The 20,479-nt window shown below is 71.8% G+C and carries 22 protein-coding genes and 1 pseudogene; 9 read left to right on the top strand and 14 right to left on the bottom strand.

The window, feature by feature from the left end:
* Positions 1–964 precede the first annotated feature (964 nt).
* The 6 genes from Prum_RS10890 to Prum_RS10865 all read right to left on the bottom strand — a co-directional run bounded on the left by Prum_RS10890 (position 965) and on the right by Prum_RS10865 (position 8,011).
* Complete coding sequence (locus Prum_RS10890) at positions 965–1,837, bottom strand: carbohydrate-binding protein (RefSeq protein ID WP_173076130.1); 873 nt, start codon at positions 1,835–1,837, stop codon at positions 965–967.
* Positions 1,838–1,902: 65 nt separating this feature from the next.
* Positions 1,903–3,348: a rhamnulokinase gene (locus Prum_RS10885; RefSeq protein WP_173076128.1), complete on the bottom strand. Its 1,446-nt coding sequence runs from the start codon at positions 3,346–3,348 to the stop codon at positions 1,903–1,905.
* Positions 3,345–5,402 (bottom strand): bifunctional aldolase/short-chain dehydrogenase, encoded by a 2,058-nt coding sequence (locus Prum_RS10880; protein WP_173076126.1) that lies wholly within the window; start codon positions 5,400–5,402, stop codon positions 3,345–3,347. The genes Prum_RS10885 and Prum_RS10880 overlap by 4 nt, the downstream gene beginning before the upstream one ends.
* Before the next feature lies 1 nt (position 5,403).
* Entirely contained in the window at positions 5,404–6,564 is a 1,161-nt protein-coding gene (gene rhaI, locus Prum_RS10875; RefSeq protein ID WP_173076124.1) for an L-rhamnose isomerase, read from the bottom strand.
* On the bottom strand, positions 6,557–6,901 hold the full coding sequence (locus Prum_RS10870; RefSeq protein ID WP_173076122.1) for an L-rhamnose mutarotase: 345 nt from the start codon (positions 6,899–6,901) through the stop codon (positions 6,557–6,559). The genes rhaI and Prum_RS10870 overlap by 8 nt, the downstream gene beginning before the upstream one ends.
* Before the next feature lie 75 nt (positions 6,902–6,976).
* Positions 6,977–8,011, bottom strand: a complete 1,035-nt coding sequence (locus tag Prum_RS10865) for a LacI family DNA-binding transcriptional regulator (protein ID WP_218577202.1) — start codon at positions 8,009–8,011, stop codon at positions 6,977–6,979.
* A 77-nt stretch (positions 8,012–8,088) separates the two neighbouring features.
* On the opposite strand from Prum_RS10865, the gene Prum_RS10860 reads away from it, so the two are divergent.
* Both Prum_RS10860 and Prum_RS10855 read left to right on the top strand, forming a co-directional pair.
* Entirely contained in the window at positions 8,089–8,877 is a 789-nt protein-coding gene (locus Prum_RS10860) for a DUF6807 domain-containing protein (RefSeq protein ID WP_173076121.1), read from the top strand.
* Positions 8,878–9,131: 254 nt separating this feature from the next.
* Entirely contained in the window at positions 9,132–9,707 is a 576-nt protein-coding gene (locus Prum_RS10855) for a TIGR03086 family metal-binding protein (protein WP_173076119.1), read from the top strand.
* A 261-nt stretch (positions 9,708–9,968) separates the two neighbouring features.
* Here the strand turns inward: Prum_RS10855 and Prum_RS10850 are convergent, their stop codons facing one another.
* Together Prum_RS10850 and Prum_RS10845 are read right to left on the bottom strand one after the other, a co-directional pair.
* Complete coding sequence (locus tag Prum_RS10850; RefSeq protein WP_281368884.1) at positions 9,969–10,310, bottom strand: type II toxin-antitoxin system PemK/MazF family toxin; 342 nt, start codon at positions 10,308–10,310, stop codon at positions 9,969–9,971.
* Positions 10,307–10,552, bottom strand: coding sequence for a ribbon-helix-helix protein, CopG family (locus Prum_RS10845; RefSeq protein ID WP_173076115.1), 246 nt, complete (start codon positions 10,550–10,552; stop codon positions 10,307–10,309). The genes Prum_RS10850 and Prum_RS10845 overlap by 4 nt, the downstream gene beginning before the upstream one ends.
* A gap of 75 nt (positions 10,553–10,627) precedes the next feature.
* On the opposite strand from Prum_RS10845, the gene Prum_RS10840 reads away from it, so the two are divergent.
* The gene (locus Prum_RS10840) at positions 10,628–12,019 is read left to right on the top strand and encodes a class II 3-deoxy-7-phosphoheptulonate synthase (RefSeq protein ID WP_173076113.1); all 1,392 of its coding nucleotides are present in this window, start codon (positions 10,628–10,630) and stop codon (positions 12,017–12,019) included.
* A complete protein-coding gene (locus Prum_RS10835) occupies positions 12,012–13,046 on the top strand; it encodes a threonine aldolase family protein (protein ID WP_173076111.1) in 1,035 nt (344 codons plus the stop codon). Before Prum_RS10840 ends, Prum_RS10835 begins: the two co-directional genes overlap by 8 nt.
* Here the strand turns inward: Prum_RS10835 and Prum_RS10830 are convergent.
* On the bottom strand, positions 13,021–13,602 hold the full coding sequence (locus Prum_RS10830; protein WP_173076109.1) for a GNAT family N-acetyltransferase: 582 nt from the start codon (positions 13,600–13,602) through the stop codon (positions 13,021–13,023). The genes Prum_RS10835 and Prum_RS10830 overlap by 26 nt on opposite strands.
* A gap of 77 nt (positions 13,603–13,679) precedes the next feature.
* Between Prum_RS10830 and Prum_RS10825 the strand changes: the two genes are divergently transcribed.
* Complete coding sequence (locus tag Prum_RS10825; RefSeq protein ID WP_173076107.1) at positions 13,680–14,510, top strand: dioxygenase family protein; 831 nt, start codon at positions 13,680–13,682, stop codon at positions 14,508–14,510.
* A 62-nt stretch (positions 14,511–14,572) separates the two neighbouring features.
* Here the strand turns inward: Prum_RS10825 and bfr are convergent, their stop codons facing one another.
* From bfr to Prum_RS10800, 5 genes and pseudogenes are all read right to left on the bottom strand, one after another.
* Entirely contained in the window at positions 14,573–15,055 is a 483-nt protein-coding gene (gene bfr, locus Prum_RS10820) for a bacterioferritin (RefSeq protein ID WP_173076105.1), read from the bottom strand.
* Positions 15,056–15,108: 53 nt separating this feature from the next.
* Positions 15,109–15,300: a (2Fe-2S)-binding protein gene (locus Prum_RS10815; RefSeq protein WP_173076103.1), complete on the bottom strand. Its 192-nt coding sequence runs from the start codon at positions 15,298–15,300 to the stop codon at positions 15,109–15,111.
* 58 nt (positions 15,301–15,358) lie between these two features.
* Positions 15,359–16,222 carry a deoxyribonuclease IV gene (locus tag Prum_RS10810; protein ID WP_173076101.1) on the bottom strand — a complete coding sequence of 288 codons (864 nt, stop codon included), beginning with the start codon at positions 16,220–16,222 and terminating at the stop codon, positions 15,359–15,361.
* Positions 16,213–18,176 (bottom strand): annotated as a pseudogene (gene pknB, locus Prum_RS10805) (Stk1 family PASTA domain-containing Ser/Thr kinase). The gene Prum_RS10810 and the pseudogene pknB overlap by 10 nt, the downstream one beginning before the upstream one ends.
* Positions 18,177–18,187: 11 nt before the next feature.
* Positions 18,188–18,742 (bottom strand): hypothetical protein, encoded by a 555-nt coding sequence (locus Prum_RS10800; protein WP_173076099.1) that lies wholly within the window; start codon positions 18,740–18,742, stop codon positions 18,188–18,190.
* A 68-nt stretch (positions 18,743–18,810) separates the two neighbouring features.
* Here Prum_RS10800 and Prum_RS10795 point away from each other — a divergent pair, with 68 nt between their 5' ends.
* The 4 genes from Prum_RS10795 to Prum_RS10780 all read left to right on the top strand — a co-directional run bounded on the left by Prum_RS10795 (position 18,811) and on the right by Prum_RS10780 (position 20,420).
* Positions 18,811–19,164, top strand: coding sequence for an Rv2175c family DNA-binding protein (locus Prum_RS10795; RefSeq protein WP_246277805.1), 354 nt, complete (start codon positions 18,811–18,813; stop codon positions 19,162–19,164).
* Positions 19,165–19,175: 11 nt separating this feature from the next.
* Positions 19,176–19,490, top strand: a complete 315-nt coding sequence (locus Prum_RS10790; protein WP_173076097.1) for a lycopene cyclase domain-containing protein — start codon at positions 19,176–19,178, stop codon at positions 19,488–19,490.
* On the top strand, positions 19,487–19,786 hold the full coding sequence (locus tag Prum_RS10785) for a lycopene cyclase domain-containing protein (RefSeq protein ID WP_173076095.1): 300 nt from the start codon (positions 19,487–19,489) through the stop codon (positions 19,784–19,786). The genes Prum_RS10790 and Prum_RS10785 overlap by 4 nt, the downstream gene beginning before the upstream one ends.
* A 172-nt stretch (positions 19,787–19,958) precedes the next feature.
* On the top strand, positions 19,959–20,420 hold the full coding sequence (locus tag Prum_RS10780; RefSeq protein WP_218577201.1) for a barstar family protein: 462 nt from the start codon (positions 19,959–19,961) through the stop codon (positions 20,418–20,420).
* The last annotated feature ends 59 nt before the right edge of the window (positions 20,421–20,479 follow it).

Below are 20,479 nucleotides of genomic sequence, written 5' to 3'. Positions count from 1 at the left end.
CGCCCCCGCCCCCGCCCCCGCCCCCGCCCCGCCCCCGCCCCGCCCCCGCCCCCGCCCCCGCCCCGCCCCCGCCCCCGCCCCGCCCCCGCCCCCGCCCCCGCCCCCGCCCCGCCCCCGCCCCGCCCCCGCCCCCGCCCCCGCCCCCGCCCCCGCCCCGCCCCCGCCCCCGCCCCCGCCCCCGCCCCGCCCCGCCCCCGCCCCGCCCCCGCCCCGCCCGCCCCGCCGATCAAGGGCATACGGCCGTGCTTTGATCTCTAAACCACGACCGTTTGCCCTTGATCGGCGCGGGAATCCTTGATCGGCGCGCCGCGCGAGCCCGGCGGGCTGTACGGGCTTGTACGGGACGAACCGGGCCCAGCCTTGCGTGAGTGGGGCGCCCTCAAGGCCGGGTGGTTAAGGGAATCAGGTCCATGTCGAGCGCTGATGTGACGCGGCCATCGCCCTCGACTTTGGCGACTGTGTCGAGAAATTGCCCGCCCAGGGGCAACTGCTCGCCACAGTCACGGCGTAGGTCGGCTCCGCCGTCGAACACATCACCGGCCCGGTGGGTGGACCCAGATCCAGCGGCCGGTTATGTCGGATACATCCGGGTGCGGGCCCGGCCCACCCCCAGCCAGGTCGAAGCTGGCAGTAGATCCAGACGAGTTAGGGCTCGATCTCAGCCGTAACTCGTCTAGATCTACCCCGCCTCGTCGTCGCGGCCTTGACGTCCGCACCGGCCCCTGATGTTGCGGCCATGGAGGGCGCCCCTGTTGTGCGCTGCCAGGTGACCGCGTCGTTCCCGATCACCCGGACGGTGACCCGGCTCCTGCGGTGATCATGAAGTTGGCGCCGGGGAGAGCCCTTTCCCTGCCGCTAACTTCATGATCACCTCAGCGAACGGGGAGCGGCGCGGTCACCGGTGACGCATCTTGCGCTGGACCGGGTTTCCACTAACTTCCCGGCCTTGAGGCGCTCTACTCGCTCACGGTCGGGGGGCGACGATGATGCGGTCGAGGTCGGGGGTCCAGGCGTACGGGTGGCCGAACTGGATGGTGTTGTCGCCGGCCTTCAGGGTCAGCGTGATGGTGTAGGAGCCGACCGAGACCCAGTCCCGCACGGCAGGGAACTCCGCGACGGTCGCGAAGTCGCCGTTCACCTCGACGGTCGCGTACCGGCGCTCGCCGGCGATGTAGAAGATCGTCACCTGGTACTGCCCGGCCTGCGCGGCCTTGATGTCGCCGAACCGCAGCGTGTTCTCCCGCCGGCCGCCCACCCAGCCGACGACCTGTCCGCCGGAGGCTCCGCCGTGCCCGCGCCGGGCCGCCTGCCCGCGCAGCCGGTTCTCCGGGGCTTCCGCCTCGTACGAGATGGGCGCTTGCACCGACGCGGACGGTGACGGCGTGGCGGAGGTCGTGGTGCGGGGTTCGGTGCCGGCCGCGTTCGACCGCGCCGGTCCGGATCCGGCCGGGCCGGGCTGGCCGCCCGGCACGCCGGTGTCCGGGGGCGGCGGGGCGCTCGACTCCGGGGCCAGGACGGTTGGCGGCACCGGCCACTGTGGCGCCAGCACCTCGTTTTGGCTGGGGGCCGAGTCGGACGTCGCGAACAGCGCGATCGGGACGCTGGCCAGGGCGGCCACCGCGGCGGTGACGAGGGCCCAGCGGGCGGGGCGGGGCAGCCGCGACTCACCGTGCGCCGGCACGTCCGCCGGCTGCGTGGTGACAATCGGGATCAGCTCGGTCACGGACTCGTCGACCACGCGGGGCAGCGCCTGCGTCGGCACGTCGCCCGGCCCCATGGGCGGCAGCCAGCCGCCGATGCGCAGCTCAGCGGTCTTCTCGTTCCCCGTTTGGTCCAATCCCGCCTCGCTCTGTCCACTGTGGAAGATCAGCTGCGGTGCCCGGGAAAGGATACGGCTACGGTTTACGACTTGATAAGGCGGGCCTCGGCTTCGCGCCACGCGGCCTCCGCGCCGGCCGCCGGCTCGTATACCCGCAGTTCCTGGGTACGCCGGAGCAGCGCGCGCAGGTCGTCGAGCTCGCCGCCAACCACGCCCAGTGCGCGCGCCTGCACCAGCGCGTTACCAAGTGCGGTCGCCTCCACCGGCCCGGCGACCACGCGCAGCCCGCACGCGTCGGCGGTGAGCTGGCACAGGAGCTCGTTGCGGGCGCCGCCGCCGACGATGTGCACCGTGTCCACGTCGCGGCCGGACAGCTCCTGCGCCTGACGTACGGCGCGGCGGTGGGCCAGCGCGAGACTGTCCACTATGCACCTTGTGTACGCCGCTGGCGAGCCGGGCACGGGCTGGCCGGTCGCGGCACAGGCGGCGGCGATCCGCGCCGGCATGTCGCCCGGCGGCAGGAAGACCGGGTCGTCCACGTCCACCACGGTCGCCAGTGCGGGCTCGCGGGCGGCGTCCGCCAGCAAGGCGGGCAGGTCAACCGGGCCCCACGTGCGGAGCGACTCCTGCAGCACCCACAGGCCCATCACATTGCGCAAATAGCGCACGGTGCCGTCGACGCCGGCCTCGTTGGTGAAGTTGGCCTCCCGGCTCGCCTCGCTGAGCACCGGCTCAGGCAGCTGGACGCCCACCAGCGACCACGTGCCGCAGGAGATGTACGCGAACCGGTCGCCCTCGGCCGGCACCGCGACCACCGCGGAGGCGGTGTCGTGCGAGCCCACGGCGGTCACCGGCACGGCGGCGTCCACCAGTCCGGGCAGCAGCACGCCCGCCGGGTCACCGGGCCGGCGCAGGTCGCCGAAGAGCCGCGCCGGCAGCCCGGCGCGCGCGATCAGGTCGGCGGACCATTCCCTGGTACGCACGTCGAGCAGCTGGGTCGTGGAGGCGTTGGTGACCTCGGTGCCCGCCACCCCGGTGAGCCAGTACGACAGCAGGTCCGGGATCAGCAGCATCCGCTCGGCGACCGCCAGGGCCGGGGTGTCCAGGGCCGCGACGAGCTGGAAGAGCGTGTTGAACGGCAGCAGTTGCAGGCCGGTCGTGTCGTACAGGGACTCGGCGCCGAGCTTGGCGACCACAGTGGACATCACACCGTCGGTCCGGGCGTCGCGGTAGTGGACCGGGTTGCCCAGCAGCGCGCCATCCCGGTCGAGCAGTCCATAGTCGACCGCCCAGGAGTCGATGCCGACACTGGCCAGGTCGGGCCGCCGGGCCACCGCCGCGCGCAGCCCGGTGAGGACCTCGGCGTACAGCCGCGGCGCGTCCCAGTGCAGCGTGCCGAGCAGCCGCACCGGCCCGTTGTCGAACCGGTGCACCTCCTCCAGCGCGACGCCGTCGGGCGACACCGCGGCGAGCATGACCCGGCCGCTCGCGGCGCCCAGGTCGACGGCGGCGACCGGGATCGGGCTCATCGCAGGAACGCCGCTGCCACGCCCGCGTCGACCGGGATGTGCAGCCCGGTCGTGTGCGACAGATCGCCGGCCGTCAGCGCGAACACCGCGTTGGCGACGTGCTCGGGCAGCACCTCGCGCTTGAGGATGGTGCGCTGCGCGTAGTAGGCGCCGAGCTCCTCCTCGGGCACGCCGTACACGGCGGCGCGCTTGGCGCCCCAGCCGCCGGCGAAGATGCCGGAGCCGCGGACCACGCCGTCGGGGTTGACCCCGTTGACCCGGATGCCGTGGCCACCCAGTTCGGCGGCGAGCAGACGTACCTGATGGGCTTGGTCTGCTTTAGCGGCGCCGTAGGCGACGTTGTTGGGCCCGGCGAAGACGGAGTTCTTGCTGGAGATGTAGACGATGTCGCCGCCCATGCCCTGGTCGATGAGGGCCTTCGCGGCGGCCCTCGACACCACGAACGAGCCGCGTGCCATCACGCCGTGCTGCAGGTCCCAGTCGGCGTCGGTGGTCTCCAGCAGCGGCTTGGAGATGGACAGGCCGGCGTTGTTGACGACCAGGTCGACGCCGCCGAAGGCGAGGACCGTGGCCTGGATGGCGGCGCGGACGGCCGCCGAGTCGGTGACGTCCACAGTGACCGGTACGGCGACGTCGGTGCCGCCGATCTCGGCTGCCACGGCCGCGGCGGAGGAGGCGTCGCGGTCGGCCACGACGACGCACGCGCCCTCGGCGGCCAGCCGGTGGGCGATGGCCCGGCCGATGCCGGAGCCGCCGCCGGTGACCAGGGCGATCCGGGTGGCCAGCGGCTTGGGCTTGGGCATCCGCGCCAGCTTGGCCTCTTCCAGGGCCCAGTACTCGATGCGGAACTTCTCCGCCTCGTCGATCGGGGCGTACGAGGAGACGGCCTCGGCGCCGCGCATCACGTTGACGGCGTTGACGTAGAACTCGCCGGCCACCCGCGCGGTCTGCTTGTTGGCGCCGTAGGAGAACATGCCGACGCCGGGGACGAGCACGATGGCCGGGTCGGCGCCGCGCATGGGCGGGCTGTCCGGGGCGGCGAAGCGCTCGTAGTAGGCGGCGTAGTCCGCGCGGTAGGCCGCGTGCAGCTCGCGGAGCCGTTCGACCACATCGGACAGTGGCGCGGTCGGCGGCAGGTCGAGCACGAGCGGGCGCACCTTCGTACGCAGGAAGTGGTCCGGGCACGAGGTGCCCAAGGCGGCCAGGCGCGGGTGCTCGGCGGCGGCGAGGAAGTCCAGCACCACGTCGCTGTCGGTGTAGTGACCCACCTGGGGCCGGTCGGTGCTCGCCAGCCCCCGGATCACCGGAGCGAGGGCGGCCGCCCTTTCCCCGCGTTCGGCGGCCGGCAGTGCGGCGTACCCGTCGATGGCCGGGCCGAAAGGCGCGGACCTGCCGCGTTCGTCGATGAACGCCTGCGCGGTCCGGATGATTTCCAGCGAGTTGGCCTCGCACTCCTCGCTGGTGGCGCCCCAGGCGGTGATGCCGTGCCCGCCCAAAATGACGCCGATCGCGCGCGGGTTTGCCTGCTTGACCGCGGCGATGTCCAGGCCGAGTTGGAAGCCGGGCCGGCGCCAGGGCACCCACACCACCCGGTCGCCGAAGCACTCCTTGGTCAGCGCCTCGCCGTCCGCGGCGGTGGCGAACGCGATGCCCGCGTCCGGGTGCAAGTGGTCCACGTGCGCGGCGTCCACCAGGCCGTGCATCGCGGTGTCGATCGACGGGGCGGCGCCGCCCCGCCCGTGCAGGCAGTGGTCAAGAAGAGGAACCATCTCGTCCTCGCGCGCTGCGCCGCCAGAGCCGGCGGAGCCGGCGAAACCCAGGTAGGTGGCGACCAGCCCTCGCAGCCGGTCCAGCCGCAGCACCGCCAGCCCGGCCGGGGTCAGGGTGCCCAGGTCACCGCCGGAGCCCTTCACCCACACCAGATCCACCGGCTGCCCGGTGACCGGGTCCACATCGGAGCCCTTCGCCGACGTGTTTCCGCCGGCGTAGTTGGTGTTGCGCGGGTCGGCGCCCAGCCGGTTCGAGCGGGCGACGAGCTCTTCCACAGTGGACATCTCAGGCGCCCCATCCGGCCTGCTGGCCGCCGACCCGGTCGGCGGCGATCTTCTCGAAGTACCCGGATCGGGCGTACGCGCCCATCGGGTCCGGGTCCAGGCCCATCTCCTGCCGCACATCGGCGAGCAGCGGCCGCACGTCGGTGTTGTACGCGTCCATCAATACCCCGTTGGAGCCGAGGACGTCACCGGCTAGCTGGGCGGCGTCCAGGGCGGCGGCGTCGACCAGCAGGGCCTTGGCGGTGGCCTCCTGGACGTTCATCACCGAGCGGATCTGGGCCGGGATCTTCGGCTCGATGTTGTGGCACTGGTCCAGCATGAAGTTCACCCCCGAGGAGGCGTCCAGGGCACCCGCGGACACGATCTCGTGCATGATCCGGAAGAGCTGGAACGGGTCGGCCGCGCCCACCATCAGGTCGTCGTCGGCGTAGAACCGCGAGTTGAAGTCGAACGCGCCGAGCTTCTCCTCGCGCAGCAGGAACGCCACGATGAACTCGATGTTCGTCCCCGGCGCGTGATGCCCGGTATCGATCACCACCTGCGCCTTCGGGCCGAGCCGCAGGCAGTGCGCGTACGCCGTGCCCCAGTCCGGTACGTCCATCGTGTAGAAGGCGGGCTCGAACAGCTTGTACTCCAGCAGGATCCGCTGCCCGTCGCCCAGCCGCTCGTACACGGCCTGCAGGGCGTCGGCGAGGCGGTCCTGCCGGGCCCGGATCGAGTCCTGCCCCGGATAGTTGGTGCCGTCGGAGAACCACAGCTTGATGTCCCGCGACCCGGTCAGATCCGCGATGTCCACGCATTCGAGCAGGTGGTCCAGGGCCTTACGGCGTACCGCCGGGTCCGGGTTGGTGACCGAGCCCAGCTTGTAGTCGTCGTCCTGGAACACGTTCGCGTTGATGCCGCCGATCCGCACGCCCAGGTCCTCGGCGTGCTTGGCCAGGGCGGCGTAGTCGTCGACCTTGTCCCACGGGATGTGCAACGACACCACCGGCGCCACACCCGTGTACTTGTGCACCTGCGCGGCGTCGGCGATCTTCTCCTGCGGCGTACGCGGCACCCCCGGCTGGGCGAACACCTTGAACCGGGTACCCGAATTCCCGTACGCCCACGACGGCACCTCGATCCGCTGGGCGCGCAACGCCGCCCGTACCGCGTCAGTCATTGAGGGCCTCCAGTTGCGCGTCGAGGTTGAAGATCTCGTCGAGGACCACGAAGCCCTCGTCGGGGCGCTTGCCATCCAGGTTCTGGAAGAACGGGGCCATCTCGGCCTGCCAGCGCGCGTTGACGCCGGTGCGTTCCATCGCGGCCAGCGACGCCGCCAGGTCGTCGGTGCGGAAGTGGCCGACCAGCAGCCCGTCCTCGTGCAGGAAGAGTGAGTAGTCGTGCCAGCCGGCGTCGCGCAGGGCGATCAGCATCTCCGGCCAGACGGCGGCGTGCCTGTCCTGGTACTCGGCCAGCCGGTCAGGCTTGACCCGCAGGATGAAGCAGACGCGTCGCACGGGCGCCTCCTCGTAAAATGAACCGTTTCAACAGCCTGCCACCTCGGTCGCGCCAGTGTCAAGAATTAGTACGGGTCAGGGGCGGCGGGTGAACTGGCTGGACTCGCGCACGACCAGCTCCGGCTCGAAGATCACCTGCTGGTGGCGGTGGGCCTCCGGCTCGTTCGCCTCCTCCAGCAGCAGGGTGGCGGCGGTCTGGCCGAGGCGCTGGCGCGGTTGGCGTACCGACGAGAGCGGGACGGCGGCCGCGGCGGCGAAGTCGATGTCGTCGTACCCGACCAGGGCGATGTCGTCCGGCACCCGGACCCGCTGCCGGGTCAGGCCCTGCAGGACGCCGAGCGCGAGCAGGTCGTTGGCGCAGAAGACGGCGGTGGCCCGGACGTCGCGGGGCTGGCCGAGGATGCGGGCGGCGGCGTCGCGCCCGGCGGTGACGGTGAGCGCGGGGGTCTCGAAGCGGCGCAGGTGCTGCTCGGCGCCGAGCCCGGCCTCGGTGAGCGCCTGCACCGCGCCGTCGTACCGGTCGCGCACCTGCTCCAGCCGGTGCGGGCCGCCGACGAAGGCGATCCGGCGGTGGCCGTTGTCGACGAGGTGGCGCATGGCCAGTTCGCCGCCCAACCGGTCGTCGACCGAGACCGAGCACAGGTCGGCCTGCGGCGACTTGCGGTCGAGCAACACGACCAGCACGCCGCGGTCGCGCAGCCGGTGCAGGCGCTCGCTGGCGTCGTCGATCGGGGTGATCAGTACGCCCTGGACCCGCTGCTCCTCCAGCAGGTCGAGGTAGGCGTTCTCCTTGCTGAGGTCGCCGTCGCTGTTGCAGAAGATGACGGCCATGCCGGCCTTGCCGGTGGTCTCCTCGACGCCCTTCGCGACGTCGGTGAAGAACGGGTTGGCGACGTCGAGCACGACGAGGCCGAGCGTGCGGCCGCGGCCGCGGCGCAGCTGCCGGGCCGCGTCGTTGGGCACGAAGCCCAGCTCGCTGATGGCGGCAAGGACCCGGGAACGCGTGGTGGGGGCCACGATGTCCGGGCGGTTGAGCACATTGGACACCGTGCCGACGGACACGCCGGCGTGGTTGGCCACGTCGCGGATGCTGACCGTCGGTAGTGCCACTGTCGCCCCCTCGCTCCTTCGCCTTCGCACACCGTAGTCTGTCGGGAGCAGGGGTAAGCGCTTTCCAGGAGGGCCGGATGGTCGAGTTACGGGTGGACGGGCGGACAGTCGCCGAGTACGTGGTGGAGCCGGACCTCGACCCGACCCTGTCGCCCCGGCCGTACCTGCACCCGGTGCGCACGCTCGGTGGCGTGACGGTCACCGACGTCCTGCCCGAGGACCACCGCTGGCACCTCGGCGTGAGCGTCGCCGTCCAGGACGTCTCCGGGACGAACCTGTGGGGCGGGCGCACGTATGTCCGGGACGCGGGCTACACCTGGCTCGACGACCACGGGCGGATCGTGCACGACGAGTGGCTCGAACGCACCGAGTCCCGGCTGGCGCACCGGCTGCGCTGGCTCGACCGGGCGGGGGAGACGCTGCTGACCGAGGAACGGGTCATCGCGGCGGAGCCGGCCGAGGGCGGCTGGGCGCTGGCATTCTCGTACGCGCTGACCGCGCCGGCCGACCGCGACATCGAGCTGGGCAGCCCGGCCACCAACGGGCGCCCCGGCAACGCCGGCTACGGCGGGTTCTTCTGGCGGCTGCCCCCGGGCGAGCCGGCGGTCCGCACCGCCACAGTGGACGGTGAGGAGAAGTGCCACGGCAGCGAAGAGCCCTGGCTGGAGGTACGCACCGACGCGTACACGCTGGTGTTTTCGGGGCTTGGGGAGGGCGACCACTGGTTCGTCCGGGTGAGCGGCTACCCCGGCGTCTGCGCCGCCCTGGCCTGGGAAACGCCGTTGGTGGTCCCCGCGGGGCAAACCCTCCGCCGCGGACACCGCGTCCTGGTCGCCGACAGCCCGATCACCTTGCCGCGCCCGTAACCCATCCGCCGCGCGCCGCGCGCCGCTCGTCGATCAAGGCTTTCCGCGTCGATCAAGGGCAAATGGTCGCGCTTTGATCTCCGATCCACGACCGTATGCCCTTGATCGACGCGGAAAGCCTTGATCCGCGCGCCGTGCGGCTGGCGCGTCCGGGGCGGGGCGGCGTCCGGGGCGGGGCGGTGATCAGGGAAAGGCTCTCTCGGCGCGCCGAGAAACGCGGGACAAACTCCCTGATCAACGGGGACGATCGGCCCATGGACGTGTTGGAGTTGTATCGGCGAAGCCTCGACTGGTACGTCGGGACGGTGCGGGGAGCGGGACGGTGGGACGCGCCGACGCCGTGTGCGGGGTGGGACGTGCGGACGCTGGTCAACCACGTCGCGAGCGAGGACAGGTGGACCGCTCCGCTCTTCGGCGGCCAGACGATCGAGCAGGTGGGCGACCGGTTCGAGGGCGACCTGCTCGGCGCCGACCCGGTGGGCAACGCCGTCGACGCGGCGCAGGAGGCCGGGCGGGCCGTTGCCGAGCCGGGCGCGATCGACCGCACCGTGCGGTTGTCGTTCGGGGCCACGCCGGCGGCGGAGTACGCGTACCAGCTAGCGGCCGAGCACCTGATCCACGGCTGGGACCTGGCCGTGGCCATCGGCGCTGACCGAAATCTGGACCCGGACGCGGTGCACGCCTGCGCCGAGTGGTTCGCCAGCCAGGAGGACCTCTTCCGGAGCTGGGGTGTGATCGGCCCGCGCGTGGAGCTGCCGGCCGGGGCCACCGAGCAGGACCGGCTGCTGTCCTCCTTCGGCCGTGACCCAGCCTGGCGGCCGAACACGTAAGACGATCTTTCCCAACGGGGTATCTGGCGCTTTCGGCGCTTGACGTGGACCGGGGCGCCCTAGTCCTGGGCCGGCCGCACCCCGGGGTCTTGGCCGACCTCGCCGATCAAGGATTTCCGCGTCGATCAAGGGCAAACGGTCGTGGATCGGAGATCAAACCACGACCGTTTGCCCTTGATCGACGCAGAGACGGGCGCGGGCGGGAGGGGCCGCGGGCGGGAGAGGGCGGCAGGGGGCGGAGGGCGGCGGGGCGGAGGGCGGTTAGAGGGCTAGGGCTTGGCGTAGGCCGCGGTCGACCTTGTTCATCAGCTCGTCGGGGGCTTGGCCGACGGGCCCTTGGAGATCGGCCTTGTCGAGGGTGACGAGGGCGGTCACGTTGACGACCGAGTCCTTGGGGAGCCCGGTGGCGACGGACGGCAGGAACACGTTGCCCGGCATGGTGGCCAGCGCGGTGTTGGACGTGATGACCGCGGCCACCACGGTGGCGAGCCGGCTCGCGTTGTAGGGGTGGGACTGGATCACCAGCACCGGGCGGCGGTTGGCCGGCCGGCTGCCCGCCGCGGGACCGAGGTCGACCCAGTAGACGCCGCCACGGCGGATCACCACTCGTCCTGGTCCGCCGCCAGGCGGTGCCAGCCCGCTTCCACGGCGGCGCGGGATGTGTCGTCGTCGCCGGCCAGGTCCAGCGCGGCGTTGATACGGTCGGTCAGCGACTCGGCGTCGAGCTGGTCCAGGTAGCGCTGGGCGGCGCGCACGAAGAACTCCGACCTGCTCATGCCGAGCGCGGTGGCACGCCGCTCGACCCGCTGGAAGGTCTCGTCGGGGATGGAGATCGCCGTCTTCACCCTGTGAGTATAACTTGGTATAACTCAGCTGGCCCCGCTACGTATCCCGCACCGGCCAGCCGTAGGCTTTGGGCCATGCGCCAAGAGTGGCACCAGGTACGTAACCCCGGGCTCGAGATCGGACGCCCGACCGACGACTCTCCCGAGGTCAAGGCGTTGGGCCTGGACCAGTGGCGGTCCCTGCCCCGGGCGCAGATGCCGCCGTGGCCGGACCTGGCCGTCGTCGACGAGGTGTGCGCCGTGCTCGACAGCGTGCCGCCGATCGTCGCGCCGTACGAGGTGGACAGCCTGCGCGAGCGGCTGGCGCTGGTGGCGGCGGGCAAGGCGTTCCTGCTGCAGGGCGGGGACTGTGCTGAGACGTTCGCGGACAACACGGACAGCCACCTGTCCGCCAACGCGCGCACGTTGCTGCAGATGGCGGTCGTTCTCACATACGGGGCGTCGCTGCCGGTGGTCAAGGTGGCCCGGGTGGCCGGCCAGTACACCAAGCCGCGTTCGTCGCCCAACGACTCGCTCGGGCTGCCGGCGTACCGCGGTGACATGATCAACTCGCTGGAGGCGACGCCGGAGGCGCGGGTCGCCGACCCGCAGCGCATGATCCGGGCGTACGCCAACTCGGCCGCCGCCATGAACATGCTGCGCGCCTACCTCGGCGGCGGCCTCGCCGACCTGCACGCCGTGCACGACTGGAACAAGGACTTCGTCCGCCAGTCGGCCGCCGGCGAGCGCTACGAGGCCATCGCCCGTGAGATCGACCGGGCGCTCGCGTTCATCCAGGCGTGCGGGATGACCGACGAAGAGGCCCTGCGCACGGTCACCCTCTACTGCTCGCACGAGGCCCTCGCCCTGGAGTACGACCGCGCGCTCACCCGGGTCGCCGGTGGCAAGGCGTACGGGCTGTCCGGGCACTTCCTGTGGGTCGGCGAGCGCACCCGGCAGATCGACGGCGCACACGTGGACTTCATGTCCCGGCTGGCCAACCCGATCGGCGTCAAGCTCGGCCCCACCACCTCGCCGGAGCAGGCCATCGAGCTGTGCGAGAGGCTCAACCCGGACAACGTCCCGGGCCGCCTCACCCTCGTCGCGCGGATGGGCAACCACAAGGTACGCGACGCGCTGCCGCCGATCGTGGAGAAGGTCACCGCGAGCGGCGCCAAGGTGGTGTGGCAGTGCGACCCGATGCACGGCAACACCATCGAGTCGTCCAACGGCTACAAGACCCGGCACTTCGACCGGATCGTCGACGAGGTGCTCGGGTACTTCGAGGTGCACCGCACCCTCAACACCCACCCGGGCGGCCTGCACATCGAGCTGACCGGCGAAGACGTCACCGAGTGCCTCGGCGGTGCGCAGGCGATCGAAGACGTGCACCTGCCCGACCGGTACGAGACCGCCTGCGACCCGCGCCTCAACACGCAGCAGTCGCTGGAACTGGCCTTCCTGGTGGCGGAGATGCTGCGTGGCTGAGAAACCGGTCGACCTGCGTTCGGACACCGTCACCAAGCCGACGCCGGGCATGTGGCGGGCCATCACCGAGGCCGAGCTGGGCGACGACGTGTACGGCGAGGACCCGTCCGTCAACGCGCTCGAAGCCGAGGTCGCGGCGCTCTTCGGGCACGAGGCGGCGCTGTTCACCCCGACCGGCTCGATGGCCAACCAGATCGCGCTGCAACTGGTCACCCCGCGGGCGACCGAGCTGCTGTGCGACGCCGACGCGCACGTCGTGACGTACGAGATCGGGGCGGCCGCGGCCCTCGGCGGCATCTCCACGCGCACCTGGCCGGCCGTGGGCGCCGACCTCGACCCGGACGCGGTGGCCGCGATGATCCGGCCGGAGGGCTACCACGCGGTGCCGACCCGGGCCATCGCCGTCGAGCAGACCCACAACCGCCGCGGCGGCGGGGTCATCCCGTTCGCCACCCTCCGGCAGCTGCGCCGGGTCGCCGGCGACGCCGGGGTCGCGCTGCACTGCGACGGCGCCCGGATCTGGAACGCCTACGTGGCCGACGGCGTGCCGTTCGCCGAGTATGGGGCGCTCTTCGACACGCTGTCGGTCTGCCTGTCGAAGGGGCTCGGCGCGCCCGCCGGCTCCCTGGTGATCGGCAGCGCGGAGCGGATCGCCGAGGGGCGGGTCATCCGCAAGCGGCTCGGCGGTGGCATGCGCCAGGCCGGCATCCTCGCCGCCGCCGGCCGGTACGCCGTCGCCCACCACGTCGAGCGGCTCGCCGACGACCACGCCCGCGCCGCCCGGCTCGCCGAAGCGCTGGCACCCTTCGGGATCGTGGCCGGCGCCGTGCGTACCAACATCGTGCCGCTGGACCTTTCCAAAGCGGCGTTGGACGCGGGGAGGCTGGGTAAGGCGGCTCAGGCGGACGGCGTACTCATATCTGTATTGGGACCGCGGACCGCGCGTTTGGTCACGCACCTGGACGTCGACGACGCCGGCATCGATCGGGCGATCGAGGTGCTCACCCGGGTATTGGCCGCCGCATGATCACCCGCCGGCCGGTCGGCGGCCGGCGGTGTTCGGTGAAGCCGGCGCGCTCGAAGAGCGCGACCGTGCCGGTGTAGAGCTCGGCGGGCGGCGGCACGCGGCCCTGGCCGGTGTCGACCGGGTAGCCCTCCAGCGCCGACGCGCCCTGGGCTCGCGCGTGGGCGACGGCCGCCTCCAGCATCGCGGCCGCGACGCCGCCGCCGCGCTGCCCGCGCCGGGTGAAGAAGCACGGCACCGACCACACGCCGGCGTCCGCGGGCACCTCGGGCTTGAGCGCGGGCGAGCGCAAGATTCGCGGGTACGCGGGGCGGGGCGCGACCGTGCACCAGCCGACCGGCTGCCCGTCGGCGTAGCCGAGGAGGCCGATCGGTTCGCCGTCCGCGACGAGGGATTCGAGGGCGGCGCGGTTGCCGGCGTTGCCATTGCGGCTGAACTCGCCGCTCGGGATCCGGAACCACATGCACCAGCAGCCGGAGTACGCGCCGCTGGGCCCGAACAGGTCGACCAGGTCGTCCCACCGGTCCTTGTCGACCGCATGCACCTCGATGCCGGTCACGGGGCCAGCCTAATCGTCACATGGAGTGGACAGCTCGCATTGATGGTTCTTGGAGGCGTCGTTCATACCTTCTGTCGATGCATACAGACGATGAGCAAGTTGGTCGGGTACTCAACCGGCGGCATGCCCTGGCCCTGCTGGGCCTGGCGGGCGTGGCCGCGACCACGGCGGCGGGCACCGGCATCGCGTCCGCCGGCTCGGCGGGCACCGGCGGCACCGCCAGGACCGCTGGCGTGGTCGACTGCGTCGCCAAGCCCGAGATGACCGAGGGGCCGTACTTCCTGGACGAGGTGCTGAACCGGTCCGATATCCGGATTGAGCCGTCCGACGGTTCGGTGGTCGCCGGCACCCCGCTGCGGCTCAACCTCACCGTCACCCAGATCACCAACGGCAGGTGTACGCCGTTGCCGGGTGCCACCGTGGACATCTGGCAGTGCGACGCGCTCGGCGTCTACTCCGGGATCGAGCAGCAGGACACGGTCGGCAAGCAGTTCCTGCGCGGGTACCAGGTCAGCAACCGGGCCGGGCGGGCCGTGTTCACCACGATCCTGCCGGGCTGGTACCAGGGCCGGACCGTGCACATCCACGTCAAGATCCAGACGACGGGCACGGACGGAAACGCGTACGAGTTCACCTCGCAGCTGTACCTGCCGGAGGCGTTCACCGCCGCGTATCTGGCGACGGAGCCGTATGCGAGCAAGGGCACGCCGGACACGACCAACTCCACCGACATGCACTACGCGGACATCGGCGACCAGATGCTGCTCAACCCGACCCGGCAAGGTCCCGGGTACGCGGCGAACTTCGGGATCGCGCTCGACCTGTCCGACACGGCGGTGGGTGCGGACGACTCGTTCCAGATGCCCGGCGGCGGGACCCCGCCGGAGGGCACGCCGCCCCCCGCCTAGGGTGCAAGGAAGGGCCCCTTGTTATGCAAAAAGCGATAACAAGGGGCCCTTCCTTGCAGTGGCTAGGAGGCTTCTGGGTGCTCCGTGACGTTCTGGAGGTAGAGGGGCTCGCCCAGCTTTTCGATCAGGCCGAGCTGCGTCTCCAGGTAGTCGACGTGGTGCTCCTCGTCCTCGAGGATGGACTCGAAGATGTTGGCCGAGGTCACGTCGCCGATCGAGCGCATGTACTCGATGCCGCGGCGCAGGCGCTCAACTGCCTCCAGCTCGATCTTCATGTCGCACTCGAACTGCTCCTTGACGGTCTCGCCGATCCGAAGCGCTAGGAGCTTCTGGTAGTTCGGCAGGCCCTCGAGGAAGAGGATGCGGTCGGTCAGCACCTCGGCGTGCCGCATCTCGTCGATCGACTCGTGCTTGGTGTACTTCGCCAGCTTCGTGTAGCCCCAGTTCTCCTGCATCTTGGCGTGCAGGAAGTACTGGTTGATCGCGGTTAGCTCCGCGGTGAGCTGTTCGTTGAGAAACTCGATGACCCGAGCGTCGCCTTGCATGCCGAAGACCCCCACAGTGAACGTGTGGGGGTGAGCCTACGCTCCTGCGCAGGTCAGGCAGCCATCGGGAGCAGCGTGTCGGCTGGCTTCTCCTCTTCGATCAGGTCACTGATGCGGTCCAGGCAGCTGCCACAGCCGGTGCCGGCGCCGCACGCGTCGCCGATGGTCTCCTCGCAACGCGCCCCGGCGCGGATGGCGGTGCGAACCTCGCACTCGCGGACCCGAGCGCAGATGCAGACGTACATGAGGGGTGCCCTTACTGTGCTTAGCCTGGCCTCAGTAAGGGTGCCCTAAAGCTCCTGCTCACGCAAGTGTTCGAAGTCTCTTCAGGGTGGCTATGTCGCGGTCATGGCCCACAAATCCCTCGGTGGGCGTTTCCACGATCACGGGCACGCCGGCCATCGCGGGATGCCGCATCAGCTCGCCGAAGGCGGCCTCGCCGATGGTGCCCTTGCCGATCGTCTCGTGCCGGTCGCGGGTCGACCCGCACGGGTCGCGCGAGTCGTTCGCGTGCACCAGCCACAGCCGGTCCGGGCCGACCGCGGCCACGAGGGCGTCCAGCGTCGCCGACATGCCGCCCGGCGTCGCGAGGTCGTGACCGGCCGCCCAGGCGTGGCAGGTGTCGAGGCAGACGCCCATCCAGGGGTGCCAGTCCACCGCCGCCAGGTACGGCGTGAGGTCCTCCACCCGGGCCGCCAGCGAGCGGCCGCCGCCCGCGCTCGGCTCCACCAGGAGCTTCGGGCCGCCGGTCGCCGCGGCCCGGTCGAGCAGCGGCAGCAGCGCCTCGCGTACCTGCTTCATGGCCGCCTCGGCGTACGTGGCGTCGACGGCGCTGCCGGCGTGGTAGACCACTCCGCGCGAGCCGATGACCGCACCCCGCTCCAGGGCGTGCGCCAGGGTGGCCGTCGAGCGCTCGACCGTGGCCGGCGTCGGCGAGCCGAGGTTGACCAGGAGCGACGCGTGGACGTACACGGGAATGTCGCGCTCGGCGCAACCGGCGACGAAGGCCGCGTCCTGCGCGGGGATGCCCGGCGACAGGGTCCAGCCGCGCGGGTTGGACACGAAGATCTGCGCGACCTCCGACCCGGCGCCGTCGAGGTACGGCAGTCCCGCCTTCGCCATGCCGCCCGCGGTCGGAGTGTGCGAACCGACCCGGCTTAGAGGCACGTGAGCACAACCTCGGTGTTCGGCGGCACCTGGCTGTTTTCCCCCGGGTTCTGGATCCGGACCACGCCCTGCGGGTTGAGGTCGACGCGCACCCGGAAGCCCTGGCCCTCCAGCACCTGCTGGGCCTGCTGGCAGGGCAGGTCGACGACGCGCGGCACGATCACCTGCTGCGGGCCCTTGCTGACCTCGAGCTTGATCTCGGCGTTCTGCTCCACACCGGAGCCGCTGGCCGGGCTCTGCCCGATGACCTCGTCCTTGGGCTTGTCGGGGAGTCCTTGTACTGCTCGACCACCGTCAGGCCCAGGCCCTGCAGGATGCTGCGCGCCTCGTTGATGTTCTTGCCGACCACCTCGGGCACGGTGATCGGCGCCCGGCCCTTGCTGACCGTCAGGGTCACCTGGGTGCCCGGCTTGACCTGCGTGCCGGCCTTCGGGTCGACCGCGATCACCACGCCGGCCGGCAGCCGGTCGTCGAACCGCTGGCCGCCGTCCTTGACGACCAGCTTCGCGCCCTCCAGGTCGGCGCGGGCCTGCGCGAGGTCCTTGCCCACCACGTCCGGCACCGGGTACCGCTCCGGGCCGAGGGACAGCGTCAGCGTGATCGTGCCGCCCTTGACGATCCGCTCCGTCGAGGGCGGGTCCTGCGCGAGGACGACGTCCTTGGCGACCTGCTCGTCGTACCGGCCGCTGGCGTACTCGATGGTGAAGCCGTCCCGCGCGGCTTGGGCCTCCGCCTCGGCCTTGGGCATGCTGACGAACTGCGGCGCGGTCGTGTACCGGCCGAGGCTGAGCCACCAGATGCCGACCACGGCGAGCAGCAGCAGGACCGCGGCGCCGGCCACGACCGCGATGCGGGAGCGCGGGTCGCCGAGGAGGCGGTGGCGCAGGCCGCCCAGCGGGCCGCCGGTGCTCCCGGACGGCGGTGGCGCCGCGGCCCGTCGCCGCCCCGGCGCCGGGCGGTCCTTCTGCTCGGGCAGCCGGGCCCAGGACGGCCGGGCCGTGGGTGCGACCGCCGGGACCACCTGGGTCGGCTGTGCCACCTGGCGGAGCACGGCGGTGCTGGCGTTGGCGGAGGTGCCGAGATCGTCGCGGACCTGCTGCACCTCGGCCAGCATCGCGCCGGCGTCGGTCGGGCGCGCGCCGGGATCGCGGCGGGTGGCGCGGGCGACCAGGTCGTCGAGCGCCCCGGACAGGGTGGGCACGAACGACGAGGGCGCCGGCACGTCCTGGTCGACGTGCTGCCAGGCGACCTCGACGGGCTGGTCGCCGTCGTACGGCACGCGGCCGGTGAGCATCTCGAAGAGCACGATGCCCGCCGAGTACACGTCGGTGCGCGCGTCGGCGTGGCCGTTCGTGACCAGCTCGGGAGCCACGTACGCCACGGTCGCCATCAGCTGGCCGCCGGCCTCGTCTTCGGCGCTCGCCTCCACGGCCTGCGCCAGGCCGAAGTCGGCGACCTTCACCACGCTGTCGATCAGGTTGCCCGAGCCGCCGCTGGGCGCCTCGGCGACCAGCACGTTTTCCGGCTTGACGTCGCGGTGCACCAAGCCGGCCCGGTGCGCGGCGGCGATCGCGGCCAGCATCTGCTCCAGGATCGCGAGCGCCTCGCCCGGATTGAGCCGGCCGCGCTCGGCCAGCACGTCCCGCAGCGTGCGGCCGCGGACGTACTCCATGACGAGGTACGGCAGGCCGCCGTGGGTGCCCTGGTCGTAGACGGCTACCACGTTCGGGTGAGTGAGCAGGGCGATGGTCTTGGCCTCGTCGGTGAAGCGCTCGACGAAGCGCGGCTCGCGCACCTGGGTCTGGTTGATGATCTTCAGGGCGACCGTGCGCTCGAGCCGCTCGTCGACGCCCATGTACACGGTCGCCATGCCACCACGGGCCACGCGACCACGGATGCGGTAGCGCCCGTCGATCAGCGAGCCCAGTAGCGTGTCGGCGACCTGTATCTCCATCGGCAGGCAGTCTATGTCTTCGCAGCGCCAGGTGGGTCACTTGGTGCTTCAGTCGGCTCCGGGGTCGGGTCCGGCGACGGCGGCGCGGTGCTCGGCTCCGGGTCCGGCGGCTGCGTCACCGGCGGCGCCGAGGTCGGTCGCGGCACCGGGGGAGTCACACACGCGCAGGTCGGTGTGGGGGCCGGCGGGCGTACCGTCGCCCGGCCCAGGACCGCGCGGTGGCTGGGTGTCGGCTTCGGCTTGACCCTCGGTGGACTCGTGACCGGGGCCGGCGTGCTCGCCTCGGGCGCCGGCGCGGGCGTCATCGCGGGCAGCCGCGCCGGCGGCACCGTCTCCTCACTCGCCAGCGCGCTCAGGCCGCTGACCACGGCGAAGTACGTGCCGCCCGCCCCGGTCAGCGCCAGCACCCCGAACGTGGTCGCGGCCAGCAGCCGGCGCCGCGGCCGGTGGGCCGGCTCGTACTCCGGGTAGATCAGGTCGGTCGGGTCGTCCGGAGCCGGCCGACGGGCCAGGTCGTACCGCAGCGAGCGCCAAGCGCCCGCCACCTCACGGCCTACGTTTCTCACGACAGGGTCCTTCCGGCGTAAGTCGGGGGTGCTGGTGCTGATCCGGCCCGCCATGGGAGGGTGATCGGGTGACCGATTCGCCGCCGGCCTCCGAGCCATCGTCCTGGCTGACCCTGCCGGAGGTCGCCGAGCGTCTCGACGTACCTATCAGCAAGGTGCACCAGATGGTCCGTGATCACACGTTGCTCGCCGTGCGCCGCGACGGAGTCCAGCGGGTGCCTGCCGAGCTGGTGGCCAATCGCACCGTGCTCAAGCACCTTCCCGGCGTACTCACGTTGCTGCACGACGCTGGGTACAACGACGAAGAAGCCCTCCGGTGGCTGTACGAGGCGGACGACACCCTTCCGGGGGTTCCCGCGGCGGCGCTGGGCACCGGCCGGGCCACCGAGGTCAAGCGGCGGGCGCAGGCACTGGGCTTCTAGGTGCATTTGTCGTGGAGCGGTTGACCTACCTGGCTGTCCTCGCCGGGTGCCTGGCCGGCGCGCTGTGGCTCGAACCGGTGCTGCGGGTGGGCGTACTGCGCCGGTGGCGGCGGCTGTTGCTGACCCTGGTGCCCGTCGTCGTGGTGTTCGCCGCGTGGGACATCGCGGCGATCGCGGCCGGCCACTGGACCTTCGATCCGGCGCAGACCACCGGCGTCGTCCTGCCCGGCGGGCTGCCCCTGGACGAGCTGCTCTTCTTCATCGTGGTGCCGGTGTGCGCGGTGCTCGGCTTCGAGGCGGTACGCAAGGTGCTGCGCGACCCATGACGTACACGGTGGCTGCCCTGCTGGGTGTGGCCGGGGCGGTGACGGTGGACCTGTTCGTCCTGCGTACGCGCCTGCTGCGCCGGCGGGTCTTCTGGGCGACGTACCCGATCGTGTTGTTTTTCCAACTCCTCGCCAACGGCATCCTCACCGGCCGCAAGATCGTCCGCTACAACCCGGACGCCATCCTGGGCATCCGCCTCGTGTACGCCCCGCTGGAAGACGTTTTCTTCGGCTTCGCCCTGATCCTGCTGACCCTGTCGGTGTGGGTACGGCTCGCCTCGGTGATCAGGGAGTGACTCTGGCGTGTTGCGGCGTGGCGGGGGAGGAGGTCCCTGATCAACAGTGTCGGGGACCGGCTTGCAGAGGAGCCGCCGTCCGGGGACACTGCGCCAACAGGCGTGCGTACCGGTGGGTCGGGGGCCCGATAGCCGGTACGGCGTGGGGGTGAGGCTCAGGAGGGGGAGCCTTGTGACGACGGCTCGTCTTGCCGTGGTGCTCGATGGCGCCCGGCCAACGGGGGTCTACCGCTGGCTGTCCCGGGCCCATCCGAGCGCGGTCCGGCGCGAGTTGGCGGGCGCCGGGTGGGCCACCCACCTGGTCGACGGCCGCACCATGAACGGGCGGATGGACCTCTTCGACCGGTGCGCCGAGGAGCTGGCGTTTCCCGGCTGGTTCGGGCGCACGTGGGAGGCGTTCACCGACTGCCTCGGCGACCTGTCCTGGCTGCCCGGGGCGGGTCACGTGCTGCTGTGGGAGCAGTACGGCGTACTGGCCCGCGCGGACGCGAAGGCGTGGCGCCTGGCGTACCAGGCGTTCGGGCAGGCCATCGAGGCGCGCCGGGCGGCGGGGGCGGCCCCGCTGTACGTCCTGCTCCGCGGCTCCGGCCCGGCGGACGAGCCAGACGGCTCCGGCCTGATCCCGACCCTCTGACGTCCCGCCCTCGCCGTGCGCGGCCCACCGCCCGCGCGGCCTCGCGCGGCCCCGCGGCC

Source organism: Phytohabitans rumicis (genome assembly GCF_011764445.1).
Lineage (GTDB): Bacteria > Actinomycetota > Actinomycetes > Mycobacteriales > Micromonosporaceae > Phytohabitans > Phytohabitans rumicis.
Note: the sequence above shows the minus strand (reverse complement) of the source record. Positions and strands in the feature narration are given on the sequence as shown.